Raw genomic sequence first — 13,017 nt, forward strand, 5'->3', positions numbered from 1 at the left:
CGTCCTACGGAATTTTGCAGCCTACGAATTCCGCTCTCTGAAGGGTCTGTTGCCTACTCTTCCCGTTCTCTGTCTTTGCGTTTAAGTTGTTGCATGAATATTCTTTATCATACCGTGCATCCCTAGTATCGTCAATCCTTAGGTGAGTTGCTTTCTATTCCTTCAAGCGGTTCACTAGGGCGTCCAAGTCTTGAGGTAAGGGGTCGGTCACTTCAATCTCTTCTCCGGTAAAAGGATGCTGGAAAATGAGCTGTTCGCCGTGCAGCGCTTGGCGGCTGAGCCATTCGTTTGAACCGCCGTATAAGGTGTCTCCGACAAGCGGATAGCCGGCGTGCGCCATATGCACGCGAATTTGATGCGTGCGTCCGGTCTCAAGTTCAAGGCGAATCAGGCTGGCTGCGCCGCCTGCCAACGTCTGCAAGCACTCGACTCTAGTGAGTGCGTCTTGCCCGCCGGGGGTTACCCGGCGGCGGCTGTTGTGGTGGCGATCCCGCCCGATCGGCGCGTCGATGACGCGCAGGCCTTGCGGGACTGTGCCTTCCGCCAGCGCCACATAAATGCGGCGGATGGCTTTCTCGCGCATCTGCGCGTCGAGCGCCAGCCGGGCGAACTCGCCTTTGGCGTACAGCACCGGCCCGGACGTGTACTCGTCCAGCCGGTGCACATGATGAACGGCGCAAGCTTCGCCGTTCGTCATGTAATGCGCAGCGACTGCGTTCGCAAGCGTCAGGCGCGAAGCGCCTCCGTCGGGATGAACCGGCATCCCGGCAAGCTTGTGGACGACTAAGCAGAAGTCGTCTTCAAACAGCACTTGCAGCGCCTCTTCGCTCCAAAGAGGCTCGAAGCCGTAGGCTTCGTCCGGGCGCAATCGCAGTCTTGCGCGCCCGCCGCGCACTTGTACGTCGCCCAAGTGCAGCAGGCGACGCGCAAGCTTCTCCGGCACGCTTAGCGCAGCGGCGGCAAAAGCTTCAGCCGTTCGCGGCGTAGCGGCGCTAGGCTCTTCCGGCTCCAAAGAATCGGCGGCTACGAATTTGGGAGCCGCCGTCTCGATCCATTCGCCTCGGCGCGTCCAAGAACGCGCCATTACAGAGAAAGCAGCGCGCTGCGATGCGCTGCAATCGTCGCGTCGATATCGTCATCGGAGTGCATCGCCGACACGAACATGCCTTCGAACTGCGACGGCGCTACGCTAATGCCGCGATCGATCATCGCCGCGAAATAACGGCGGAACAAGTCGAGATCGCTATTTTTCGCGCTATCGTAGTCGACAACAGCTTCTGCGTTGAAGAATGGGCATACCATCGAACCGACGCGATTAATCGTAACCGGAATCCCGGCTTCTTGAGCATTTTTTTCGAATCCGGCTTGAAGTCTGGCTCCGGCTTGTTCCAAGCGTTCATATACCGCCGGAGTCAACAGATTAAGCGTCGTATATCCAGCAATCATCGCCAGCGGGTTTCCGCTCAGCGTACCGGCTTGATAGATCGGTCCGCTTGGCGCAACTTGCTCCATAATTTCCCGTTTGCCGCCATAAGCGCCTACAGGCAGACCGCCTCCGATGACTTTGCCGAAACAAGTCAAATCCGGCGTCACGCCATATCGTCCTTGCGCCGAATTCAAATGTACCCGGAACCCAGTCATGACTTCGTCAAAAATAAGCAAGCTTCCGTAACGCTCTGTGACTTCGCGCAACCCTTCAAGGAATCCGGATTTTGGAAGTACAACGCCCATGTTGCCCGCAATCGGCTCCACGATAATACAAGCGATCTGTTCGCCGAATTTTTCGAAAGCCAATTGAACCGAAGACAGGTCATTATACGGAACGGTAATCGTATTGGAAGCGACCGACTCCGGAACGCCCGGGCTATCCGGCAATCCCAATGTTGCCACGCCGGAACCGGCTTTGATCAACAGACTATCGCTATGACCGTGATACGAACCTTCGAACTTCAGAATTTTATCGCGTTTCGTCACGCCGCGCGCTAATCGAATCGCACTAAGTGTCGCTTCCGTACCGGAGTTTACCATCCGTACGATATCCACAGACGGGACACGTTCCGCGACTAATTTTGCCATCTCCGTCTCGATTAAGGTCGGTGCGCCAAAACTCGTTCCTTTTGCCGCGGTTTCTTGCAAAGCACGAACCACGTCAGGATGGGCATGCCCCATAATGAGCGGTCCCCAAGAACCGACATAATCAATAAATACGTTGCCATCAATATCGTAGACGCGCGATCCTTCGCCTCGGTCAATATAGACTGGAGTCAGACCGACCGATTTAAAAGCACGCACCGGGCTATTGACTCCACCGGGAATATATTGTTTAGCTTCCGCAAAAGCCGCGCTCGATTTGGTATCAATACGTTTGGATACAGACTCGTTCACAAAATCACTCCTTCATAAGTAATAGGCTAGACTGGTTATTACCCTCCACTAGCGCGCTTCGCGCAACCAACGAGCCGCATCTTTGGAATGATACGTGATAATGATGTCTGCACCCGCGCGTTTTAGACCCGTCAACAGCTCTAACACAATCGCTTTTTCATTGATCCAGCCGTTACCCGCTGCTGCTTTGACCATCGCGTACTCGCCGCTGACATTGTAAGCAACAAGCGGAAGATCGAATTCGTTTTTGATCGTACGAATAATATCCATATACGCCATCGCTGGTTTCACCATCAACATGTCCGCGCCTTCCAGCACATCGCTTTCAGCTTCGCGAATGGCTTCAAGTGCATTTGCCGGGTCCATTTGATACGTTTTGCGATCGCCGAATTGCGGAGCCGAATCAGCCGCTTCGCGGAAAGGCCCGTAAAATGCGGACGAATATTTCACTGAATATGCCATAATCGGAATCTGATCGTATCCCGCTGCATCCAAGCCTTCTCGAATCGCTTGCACGTAGCCGTCCATCATATTCGAAGGAGCGATAATATCTGCGCCCGCTTCTGCTTGCGATACTGCCGTGCGAACCAGCAGTTCCAGCGATTCATCATTCAATACATCGCCGTGTACATGCCCGTCACGTTCGAAGGTATGCACCATACCGCAATGACCGTGATCGGTAAATTCACACAGGCAAGTATCGGCGACAACAAGCAGATCGGGATACCAAGCTTTGATTTTGCGCGTCGCTTGTTGAACGATACCGTCTTGCGCATAAGCGCCTGTGCCTACACTGTCCTTGGTTTCCGGAATTCCGAACAAAACGACGGCTTTGATCCCGAGTTCCACAATCTCGTCCACTTCGGCTTGAAGGGTGTCAAGCGAGAAATTATACACGCCCGGCATCGAACTAATCTCGGTCTTTACGCCTTCTCCGTACGTCACGAAGATCGGCATGATAAAATCGTCTGCGCTGATACTGGTCTCGCGCACCATGCTGCGAAGCGCCGCTGTACGACGCAAACGACGGTGTCTTACGGTTGGAAATGCCATTTCTAATCAAACTCCCTTTTATATGAAATATAGATCTGATCCCCGTTTCCTAACGGGTATTATCTGTTATGTTCGTTCCGAAGAAGCGTTCCATCTGCACAGAACATCGAGTAATCCTTCAATCGTCGCTTCTTGCGCCAACAAATCGACATGCAGACCTAATTCTTTCGCCGTATTTGCTGTCTGAGGTCCGATACATGCAATCACGGATGTGTTCAATAGTTGAACTGCGTCCGTCTGCCCCATTCGCTTCAATACGGCAACTAGGTTACGAACCGTCGATGAACTGGTAAAAGTAATCGCATGGATTTTGCCGTCTTGCAATAGATCCAGCAATTCTTCATCGTTTTCTTGCGTTAAGACCGTCTCGTACGTATCGAGCTCCGTCACGTCAAGACCACGTTCTCGCAAAGTCTGAGGCAGCCAAGAACGTGCCAAATCTCCGCGCGGCAATAGTACTTTTTGACCCGGAATCAACCGATCGCCAAAAGTCTCGATCATCCCTTCCGCGTCGAAGTTTTCCGGCGGCGCTTCGCTGCGAATTCCCCGTACACGCAGCGCTTCGATGGTAGCTGGACCTACGGCTGCAATCTTCGCCCGATGCAACACGCGAATATCTAACTGTTTTTCATCTAAATGACGGAAAAAGTATTCGACTCCGTTGACGCTCGTGAAAAATAACCAATCGTATTGCTCCAAATGAGCAAACGTCTGTCGAATAGATTGAATTTGTTGTTCATCTTGCGGCATAACCGTCTCGATGACCGGAAACTCGTAAGGTTCGCCGCCCATTTCTTCGATCCGGTCTACCAATTGACTCGCTTGACTACGCGAACGCGTCACCAAAATCCGTCGTCCAAAAAGAGGCATTTGTTCTGCCCATTGCAGGCGTTCGCGCTGACCGACTACTTCTCCCACGACGATAACCGCAGGAGGCTTGAAATCGCGCTCTGCAACTTTAGCAGCAATATCTTCTAACGTGCCTACCAAAGTCTCTTGCTCAGCGCGGGTTCCCCAACGAACCAATGCAACCGGCGTTGTCGCCGGGCGACCATGTTTAAGCAATTGAGTCGTAATATGCCCGATCTGAGCGACGCCCATCATGAAGACCAGTGTCCCTGTTGCGTTGGTTACTTTGTCCCATTTGATCATTTTATCAAGCTTTTCCGGATTTTCGTGTCCGGTAATGACTGAAAACGACGAAGCCAAATTGCGATGCGTAACCGGAATTCCTGCATACGCCGGAACTGCGATCGAAGAGGTGATCCCCGGCACAATTTCGTACGGAATCCCATGTTGTCTAAGTTCTTCCGCTTCTTCGCCCACTCTGCCAAATACAGTCGGGTCGCCACCTTTAAGCCGTACAACGATCTGATCTTCCAAAGCCAGTTCAACAAGCAGCTTGTTGATATCTTCTTGCTTCATCGTATGACGTTCGGTCCGTTTGCCGACATAGATTTTGCGAGCTCCGGGTTTCATTTGACGCAGCAGTCTTGGACTTGCCAAACGGTCATAGACGACGACATCCGCTTTTTTGATACATTCCAAACCTTTTAACGTAATCAGCTTCGCATCGCCAGGTCCTGCTCCAACAAGATACACTTTCCCTTTGCTCATCTATTTAGTCCCTCGCTTGTTCGAGAATTTCGTCCGCACCTTGATCCGCCAAAAGCTTCGCCACTTCGCGACCTAATGCAATCGGATCGGTTCCGGAAGAAGATTCTTTAAGCAATACGCTGCCATCCGGTTTGCCGACAAGCCCGGTCAAATGTACGGTTTTTCTGTCTTCGCTAAGCGTTGCGTAAGCCCCGATCGGAACTTGGCATCCCCCATTGAGCGAAGACAAAAGAGAACGCTCTGCCGCTACCGTAATAGCCGTATCGCTATCTTGATATTTTCCAAGCAATTGCAATAGCTCGGTATCGGATTCGCGACATTCGATGCCCAAAGCACCTTGTCCGACCGCAGGCAAACAAATCTCTACCGGCAAATACGAAGTCACTCGATCTTCCCAGCCCATTCGCTTCAGCCCCGCAGCCGCCAGTAAAATCGCATCAAAACCTTCGGTCTCCAGCTTGCGAAGCCGCGAATCGATATTGCCGCGTATCCATTCCAACTTCAGATCCGGCCGATAAGCAAGTAATTGGCTGGAGCGGCGTAGGCTGCTCGTACCGACTTTCGCTCCATGCGGCAGTCCGTCCAGATCAACGCCTTCACGCGAAATCAGGCAATCTCTCGGATCTTGACGAAGCGGTACCGCGCCGTTCACTAATCCTTCGGGCAGTTCGGATGGCATATCTTTCATGCTATGGACCGCCATATCGATTTCTTTATCCAACAAGGCTTGTTCGATTTCTTTCACGAATAACCCTTTGCCGCCGACTTTAGACAGCGTAACGTCCAAAATCCGATCGCCTTTGGTCACGATTTTTTTCACTTCAAAACGAACATTGAGTTCAAGCTCACCCGCAAGTTTCTCTAACGCTTCGATGACTTGACCCGTCTGGGTTAAAGCCAAAGCACTTTGCCTTGATCCGACTACAATGGTGCGCATACGTTTTATTCCTCCCGCTCTTTTTGAATCCATTCGTCCATTTGTTTTTCGCTCCACGGCACGAATGTTTCTGCTCTCATCTGATCCAGTATATCGGTTTCCGCTAATTTACGCATCAATTCATGACGGACATGCGGCTGGTGTATGGAATTCCTTATTTTTTGCCGCATCACGTAAAGAAACTCGGCGAACGTTTCGTATTCATTGCCGAAACGTTCATCGAGTTCCCGAATTAAAGCGGACGCTACCGATGGTCCGGCTCCGGAGGTCGAAGCTGCCACGACCAACCTGCCACGTCGCAGTACCGCCGGATGTATAAAGTTCCCTGATTTTGCGCGACTCGCAACATTCACTAATGCTCCGCTGCGGCGCGCGACTTCTGCCAATCGATCGTTAAGCGATTCATCGTCACTGGCTAGATAGATCAACCTATATTTTTGAACATCTTCCTCAGTAGCTTCCCGAGCTATCCAGTGTAGTTTTCCTGTCTGACTCCAAAGATCTATCTCGTTACTGACCTTCGGGCTGATGACTGTCAGTACAGCACCAGAAGACAATAACTGAGAAGCTTTGCGGTGAGCAACACGTCCCCCGCCAATAAGCAGCGCAGGCATCTCCCTGATATCCAGCATGATCGGCATATATTCCGTCATTGTCCGATCAGCCTCCGTTCCATTTGTGATACTCGGAAAACGCATTGCTGATCAAATTTACAATCACGAGCGCATATCCGACAAGCGTCCATTTTGCGATCGAAAAGCCGGAATATTTGTGCGTGCGTTTCAGCAAAAAATAAATACCGTATACGGCGAGTGCCGCAAAAGTCGTAATCCCTTTAATATCAAACAGCATTTCCCAACGCTTTTGCGCGACGATCAATAAAAAAGCGACCAATAACGAAACGATCAATAACGGCGTCCCCGTCAATACGGATAAATGCGCCCAACGTTCAGTCTGCTCCAAACTCGGCAAACGGCGAATCGTATCGTTCCACTTTTTCTTTTTTAACATCGCGTATAAAAACAGATACAAAATGCCGAACACGGCTGCAATCGTTAAAGCTACAAGACTCAAATTTGCCAAAACAACGTGCAAGATGAGCAACAATTGTTGGGTATACCCGATATGCTCGGCGTGTTCGCCAACCGAAAACCAGAATTCATTCAATACACTCGCTGTAAATCCAACGGTTCCAAGCATCAAGACGACGAACTCTGCTTTTTGCGTTAACGCCAAAGCAAAACCGGCTGCCGTAAGAACACACACGAATAAAAACAGAAAATCGTAAATCGAAAAAATCGGCACTCGATTTTCGACCACGATCCGTACAACGATCACTGAAAATTGAAGGAAAGCGGTGACACCAAGAAGCCCTGTGCCGATCCGCCGCGATCTCACGCTGCGGCTTACGCAATCGGAGAAATAGAACAGAAGGCTCAGGGCATAAATGTAAATCATTAATTCGATTAAGCTCGTAAGCAACAGCATTCCGCTCACCTACCTAAAGGGCTACCGGACGCAATACGAAAGCCGGAATGTCCGCAGTCTTTTTCTCCGCTTCTTGCGTTACGGCTTCTTCTGCTTGCTCAAGTCTTGATTCCAGTGCAAAAATCTGAGTAAACATATCAACCGCTTCGGCACCGTTTTTGTCTGCTGCCATTTCTTTCACTCGATTGATTGGATCATGCATCATCTGATTCGCGACACTTTTCATCAATCGGCCAATCACTTTACGTTGACGTTCATCAAGCTCTGGAAGTTTGTTGAACAAGCTTTCCAGCGTTTCTTGGTGAATATCCGTCGCTTTTTCTTGCAGGGCACGAATAACTGGACGCACGCCAAGCGTTTTGAGCCAGCCGTAAAATTGATCGGATTCTTGCACAATCATTTTCTCGATCTTAATCGCTTCGGCGCGGCGGAGTTCCATATTGCTTTCGACAATGCCTTCAAGGTCATCGATATCGTATAAAAAGACGCCTGGAAGTTCGGCAATAGTCGGATCAATATTACGCGGAACCGCAATATCAATCATAAACAGCGGACGTGAACGACGCGCTGCAGCCAAAGCTTTCACTTGCTGACGTGTCAGTACGTAATCGGAAGATCCTGTAGAACTAATTACGATATCCACTTCGCCAAGCATCGCTACGCCTTCGTCCAGCGTACAAGAAATCCCGTTGAATCGTCCGGCAAGTTCGCGTGCTTTCTCCAGCGTACGGTTCGCCACGATCACTTGCGCCGCTCCGCTTGCATACAGATGCTTCACGGTTAACTCGCTCATTTTGCCTGCGCCGAGAATTAGCACTTTTTTATCGGTAAACATTCCAAAAATGCGTTTGCCCAGTTCAATTGCTGCATAACTGACAGAAACCGCATTTTCTCCGATCGATGTTTCCGAATGTGCCCGTTTACCCAGCGTTACCGCTTGTTTGAACAACATGTTGAACCATGTGCCTGTCGCTTTTTCGGCTTGAGCCGTAAAAAATGCTTGCTTCACTTGTCCGAGAATTTGCGTTTCGCCGAGTACCATCGAATCCAGCCCGCAAGAGACTTTCATCAGATGCTCAACGGCACGTTCGTCTTCGTGAATATATAGGTGCTGAGTAAATTCGGTTTTCGGAATACCGAACCACTGCTCCATAAAGTTACGGATATGAAAAGCACACATATGCAGCCGGTCTACTACCACGTACAATTCGGTCCGGTTACATGTGCCTACGATGACGCCTTCAAGAACGCTTTTCGTTTCTTTCAGTCGATTCAGCGCCTCCGAAAGATCTTCTTCCGCAATAGCAAACCGTTCTCTGATGTCGACTGGAGCTGTTCGATAGTTCAATCCGACTACCATAATGTGCATAAAAATTTTCACCGCCTGATCTGAAATTGCTGCCAAATAAACATTTTACAAACTATGATAAGTATATCACAACGTATGGTTTCATTGTGGCAAATTAAATGAATTGTTTATGAATATTCGGTGGCAGTTTACGAATTCAAGCTTCCCAGACGAACAATCGAAACGCTTCTTTTTGCAGCAATGTATCGATCTGTTGAATCATTTCCGGTTCCCGAGTATTCAATCGTTGATCCAGCAATCGGTCGATTTGAGCGCGTACACAAGCAATTTCGTATTCAATATGTGTCAACGCATATCGGTATTGCAATTCAGGCAATCCATCTCGATGTTCAAATACAAGCCGTGTCGATCCGGGCGTAAACTCAATAATTCGGCGCACTTCGCCCTCCGTATAAAAGTCCAGCATCGTAAAGCCCGGATATATTCTTCGAACGGTGCCACTGCCTTTGAAAGCAATAAACAGTTGACGAATCAAATGGGTCAGTTGCGGATCAACTAAACGAAAAGAAAATTCGCATAACAACAAATGACGATGACGTCTCAATGAAAGGATAATCGATTCTCCGCTACCGTCTTCCAAAACAATAGCTTGCATACCGTTATCCAGCCATCCCATTCGGTACTTAATTTGAAGATTTTGCAGCTGCCGAGTTAAGGTTGACCATTGGTTTTCCGGTAGTACGAAATGAGCTTTGATAAATTCCGTAGCTAAGCGCTGCACCATAATGAATCTCCTCGATTCTTATAAGATCAAAACCGGCGTTTGTTTTATTATAAACGTTATACGCAAAAAGACGGCTCCGCTTGGGGAACCGCCTAGCTCTGAAATTCGCTGATTTAACGCTATTTTGTAAGCGTTTCATTTGTTATGCTACAGATTGCTCGTTATTCGGCGGATTCTTCGTCGATAAACGATTCCCGGAACTGTTTTTCCGCTTCGGCATCAGCTTCCGTTTCACGTTGCTGCAGTGTTTTGAGTTCGCCTAAATGTTCTTCGATAATCGTCCATAATTCTTCTTTGCCCATATCGGTTTCGGAAGAAAACATCACGAAAGGATCACCCGGACGCATACCTAAATCTTGTTTGATCACTTTCGCATGTTTTTGCCAACGTGTTTTCGGCACTTTGTCTGCTTTCGTCGTGACGACGCAGATTGGACGGTCATAATGAGTCAACCATTCATACATCATTTTATCGTCTTTACTCGGCGGGTGACGCAGATCGACGACCATTAAAACTAATTTGAGCGGTTCGCGGTGCAACATATATTTCTCAATCATCTGTCCCCAGACTTCACGTTGCTGCTTCGAAACTTTGGCAAAACCATAACCCGGAAAGTCAACGAAGAAAAACGATTGGTTAATCAGATAATAGTTCATATGTTGCGTTTTACCTGGAACCGAACTTGTTCGTGCCAAGTTTTTACGGCGTAGCAGACGATTGATCAACGAAGATTTTCCAACATTGGAACGTCCAGCTAACGCGATTTCTTGCAGCCCTTCTACCGGATATTGATCCGGCCCAACGGCACTGATCTTAAATTCAGAAGTCATTACATTCATGATTGAAAATTCCTCTCTTAGGTAAAAAGCGACAGGTTAGCGTTAACCTTCTACTTTTTATCTTTGCAGCTTCTAGCTTCACTATACATCAAAAAGGTACTTCTAATGCGTTTCGATTTGAATATCCGGCTCATCTGTCAACGGAGGAACCAAAACTTCAGCAGTTAAAGCATGTTCCAATACTTGATCCATATGAGATACCGGTACAAATTCGATCGCTTCTTTCACACTTGCCGGAATATCGCGTAGATCGCGTTCGTTATCGATCGGCAATAGCACTTTTTTGTAGCCTGCACGATGCGCAGCGAGCGATTTTTCTTTGAGCCCGCCGATCGGCAACACACGTCCGCGCAGCGTCACTTCGCCGGTCATCGCAATATCTTTGGATACCGCGCGTCCCGTAAGGGCAGAAATAAGCGCTGTAGCGAGCGTAATCCCTGCAGAAGGCCCGTCTTTGGGAACTGCACCTTCCGGAATATGAATATGCACGTCGTTCTTTTCATAGAACTTACTGTCGATCCCCAGTTGCTCGGCACGCGAACGCGTATAACTGAATGCGGCTTGCGCCGATTCTTTCATCACATCCCCAAGTTTGCCTGTCAACGTAAGTTTACCACTACCCGGTAACACGCTAACTTCAATCGTCAGAGTCTCACCGCCGACTTCTGTCCAAGCTAGCCCTGTCGCACTGCCGACTTGATCTTCGGCTTCGGCTAGACCGTAACGGAATTTAGGGCTGCCCAGATAATCTTTTAGCGAGTCGGCTGTAATCGCGATATGCTCGCTCTGACCGGAAACCAATTGTTTGGCTGCTTTGCGGCAAATCGCGGCAATCTGCTGTTCGAGATTACGCACGCCCGATTCCCGAGTATATTCACGAATCATTTGCAGCAACCCAGATTCTGGTAAATCCAATTGCTCTGCATTTAACCCGTGTTCCCGCTTTTGCTTCGGCAATAAATATCGATTCGCGATCTCTAACTTCTCCAGTTCCGTATAACCCGGAATATTTAGGATCTCCATCCGATCAAGCAATGGACGCGGAATCCCTTGAAGCATATTCGCAGTCGTCACGAACATGACTTTGGAAAGGTCATAAGGCACTTCAACGAAATGATCGCTGAACGTATTATTTTGTTCCGGGTCAAGCACTTCCAGCAGTGCGGCAGACGGATCGCCTCGAAAATCAGAAGCCATCTTGTCGATCTCATCCAGTAAAAAGACCGGATTGGAGCTTCCCGCTGTGCGCATTCCTTGCAAAATACGTCCTGGCATCGCGCCTACATACGTACGGCGGTGACCGCGGATTTCAGCTTCGTCTCGAACGCCGCCGAGAGACACGCGAACAAACTCGCGCCCAAGCGACCTAGCAATCGAACGCGCTAACGATGTTTTACCAACGCCGGGAGGCCCGACTAAACAAAGTATCGGCCCTTTGAGCTTTTTGACAAGTTGCTGCACCGCAAGATATTCCAACACGCGTTCTTTCGGCTTTTCCAAGCCATAATGATCTTCGTTCAAAATTTCTTCCGCGCGAATGATATCCAGTACGTCTTCGGTTTCTTTGCCCCACGGGAGCGCCAAAAGCCAATCGACGTAACCGCGAATGATTCCGCCTTCAGCAGCGCTGGTTGGCATCCGTTCCAAACGATCGATTTCTTTTTGGATACGCTCATACACTTTTTCGGGGAACTCACCGTTTTCGAGTTGTTCGCGAAGTTCTTCGACTTCTCCTGCCCGACCGTCTTTATCGCCGAGTTCTTTTTGAATAGCTTTCATTTGTTCACGCAGATAATATTCTTTTTGCGTTTTTTCCATTTGCTTTTTGACACGTTGACCGATTTTGCGTTCCAACTCCAGCACTTCGCGTTCGTTGTTCAGCAGATCCAGCAGCTTTTCCAGACGTGGACGGAATTCGACCGTTTCCAGAATCGCTTGTTTGTCTTTGATCTTAACCGGAAGGTGACTTGTAATCACATCAGCAAAACGTCCCGGTTCATCAATATCGGATACCGCAGCAAGAGTCTCTGGCGTCACTTTTTTGGATAGATTAATATATTGTTCAAATTGAGTCAGTACCGTACGCATCAAGGCGTTAACTTCCGAATCTTCGGTCGTCGGTTCGGTCAATTCACGGGCATATACTTCGTAAAACTCGGTACTCTCTTCCACGTAGGTTAAGATTTCCGCTCGTTCTAACCCTTCTACCAATACACGGATAGTTCCATTCGGCAACTTCAACATTTGTCTGACTTTAGCGACAGTGCCGATCCGGAATATATCGTCAGGTGTAGGTTCTTCGATATTCACCTCAGACTGTGAGCAAAGAAGAACCAAATCGTCATCAGCCATTGCCTTTTCCAGTGCCTTAACCGAGCGTTCTCGTCCTACATCCAAATGAAGCACCATACTCGGATAGACTAGAAGCCCCCGCAAAGGCAACAACGGAAAACGGCGGTTGTTTTGTTTATTCAAATCCATCGTTTTCACACCCCCAAAAGGCTTAGCATACTTATGAGTATGCGTCGTTTATACGTGTGTTAAGTGTAGCATATCGGCGTAGCGACTACCAAAAATGAGACAAACTTCACATAAAAAAAGACGG

The 13,017-nt window shown here is 49.0% G+C and carries 11 protein-coding genes and 1 other annotated feature (1 of these 12 cut by a window edge); all 11 genes read right to left on the reverse strand.

Annotated elements, in window-relative coordinates:
- Window positions 1-79, reverse strand: a binding site (T-box leader) (it extends 204 nt beyond the left edge of the window).
- A 75-nt stretch (window positions 80-154) separates the two neighbouring features.
- The 11 genes from NOM90_RS15060 to lon all read right to left on the reverse strand — a co-directional run bounded on the left by NOM90_RS15060 (window position 155) and on the right by lon (window position 12,893).
- Window positions 155-1,084, reverse strand: a complete 930-nt coding sequence (locus NOM90_RS15060) for an RluA family pseudouridine synthase (RefSeq protein ID WP_255943104.1) — start codon at window positions 1,082-1,084, stop codon at window positions 155-157.
- On the reverse strand, window positions 1,084-2,385 hold the full coding sequence (gene hemL / locus NOM90_RS15065; RefSeq protein ID WP_255943105.1) for a glutamate-1-semialdehyde 2,1-aminomutase: 1,302 nt from the start codon (window positions 2,383-2,385) through the stop codon (window positions 1,084-1,086). The genes NOM90_RS15060 and hemL overlap by 1 nt, the downstream gene beginning before the upstream one ends.
- Window positions 2,386-2,433: 48 nt before the next feature.
- Window positions 2,434-3,438 carry a porphobilinogen synthase gene (gene hemB / locus NOM90_RS15070; protein ID WP_255943106.1) on the reverse strand — a complete coding sequence of 335 codons (1,005 nt, stop codon included), beginning with the start codon at window positions 3,436-3,438 and terminating at the stop codon, window positions 2,434-2,436.
- Window positions 3,439-3,504: 66 nt separating this feature from the next.
- On the reverse strand, window positions 3,505-5,055 hold the full coding sequence (gene cobA / locus NOM90_RS15075) for a uroporphyrinogen-III C-methyltransferase (protein WP_255943108.1): 1,551 nt from the start codon (window positions 5,053-5,055) through the stop codon (window positions 3,505-3,507).
- A gap of 4 nt (window positions 5,056-5,059) precedes the next feature.
- Window positions 5,060-5,992, reverse strand: coding sequence for a hydroxymethylbilane synthase (gene hemC, locus NOM90_RS15080; protein WP_255943110.1), 933 nt, complete (start codon window positions 5,990-5,992; stop codon window positions 5,060-5,062).
- 5 nt (window positions 5,993-5,997) lie between these two features.
- Window positions 5,998-6,645, reverse strand: a complete 648-nt coding sequence (locus tag NOM90_RS15085; protein ID WP_255943112.1) for a precorrin-2 dehydrogenase/sirohydrochlorin ferrochelatase family protein — start codon at window positions 6,643-6,645, stop codon at window positions 5,998-6,000.
- Between the two features lie 7 nt (window positions 6,646-6,652).
- On the reverse strand, window positions 6,653-7,480 hold the full coding sequence (ccsA, locus tag NOM90_RS15090; RefSeq protein ID WP_255943113.1) for a cytochrome c biogenesis protein CcsA: 828 nt from the start codon (window positions 7,478-7,480) through the stop codon (window positions 6,653-6,655).
- A gap of 13 nt (window positions 7,481-7,493) precedes the next feature.
- The gene (gene hemA, locus NOM90_RS15095) at window positions 7,494-8,849 is read right to left on the reverse strand and encodes a glutamyl-tRNA reductase (protein ID WP_255943114.1); all 1,356 of its coding nucleotides are present in this window, start codon (window positions 8,847-8,849) and stop codon (window positions 7,494-7,496) included.
- A gap of 136 nt (window positions 8,850-8,985) precedes the next feature.
- The gene (locus NOM90_RS15100; RefSeq protein WP_255943115.1) at window positions 8,986-9,573 is read right to left on the reverse strand and encodes a non-ribosomal peptide synthetase module; all 588 of its coding nucleotides are present in this window, start codon (window positions 9,571-9,573) and stop codon (window positions 8,986-8,988) included.
- Between the two features lie 161 nt (window positions 9,574-9,734).
- On the reverse strand, window positions 9,735-10,412 hold the full coding sequence (yihA, locus tag NOM90_RS15105) for a ribosome biogenesis GTP-binding protein YihA/YsxC (protein WP_255943116.1): 678 nt from the start codon (window positions 10,410-10,412) through the stop codon (window positions 9,735-9,737).
- A 102-nt stretch (window positions 10,413-10,514) separates the two neighbouring features.
- Window positions 10,515-12,893 (reverse strand): endopeptidase La, encoded by a 2,379-nt coding sequence (gene lon / locus NOM90_RS15110; RefSeq protein ID WP_255943118.1) that lies wholly within the window; start codon window positions 12,891-12,893, stop codon window positions 10,515-10,517.
- Between the last annotated feature and the right edge of the window lie 124 nt (window positions 12,894-13,017).

This window comes from Saccharibacillus sp. JS10 (assembly GCF_024436065.1).
GTDB lineage: Bacteria > Bacillota > Bacilli > Paenibacillales > Paenibacillaceae > Saccharibacillus.

Excerpts from the sequence above, each read along its gene's own strand:
- NOM90_RS15060 (WP_255943104.1), bottom strand. The coding sequence starts at position 1,084 with ATGGCGCGTTCTTGGACGCGCCGAGGCGAATGGATCGAGACGGCGGCT.
- hemB (WP_255943106.1), bottom strand. The coding sequence starts at position 3,438 with ATGGCATTTCCAACCGTAAGACACCGTCGTTTGCGTCGTACAGCGGCG.
- cobA (WP_255943108.1), bottom strand. The coding sequence starts at position 5,055 with ATGAGCAAAGGGAAAGTGTATCTTGTTGGAGCAGGACCTGGCGATGCG.
- hemC (WP_255943110.1), bottom strand. The coding sequence starts at position 5,992 with ATGCGCACCATTGTAGTCGGATCAAGGCAAAGTGCTTTGGCTTTAACC.
- NOM90_RS15085 (WP_255943112.1), bottom strand. The coding sequence starts at position 6,645 with ATGACGGAATATATGCCGATCATGCTGGATATCAGGGAGATGCCTGCG.
- ccsA (WP_255943113.1), bottom strand. The coding sequence starts at position 7,480 with ATGCTGTTGCTTACGAGCTTAATCGAATTAATGATTTACATTTATGCC.
- hemA (WP_255943114.1), bottom strand. The coding sequence starts at position 8,849 with ATGCACATTATGGTAGTCGGATTGAACTATCGAACAGCTCCAGTCGAC.
- NOM90_RS15100 (WP_255943115.1), bottom strand. The coding sequence starts at position 9,573 with ATGGTGCAGCGCTTAGCTACGGAATTTATCAAAGCTCATTTCGTACTA.
- yihA (WP_255943116.1), bottom strand. The coding sequence starts at position 10,412 with ATGAATGTAATGACTTCTGAATTTAAGATCAGTGCCGTTGGGCCGGAT.
- lon (WP_255943118.1), bottom strand. The coding sequence starts at position 12,893 with ATGGATTTGAATAAACAAAACAACCGCCGTTTTCCGTTGTTGCCTTTG.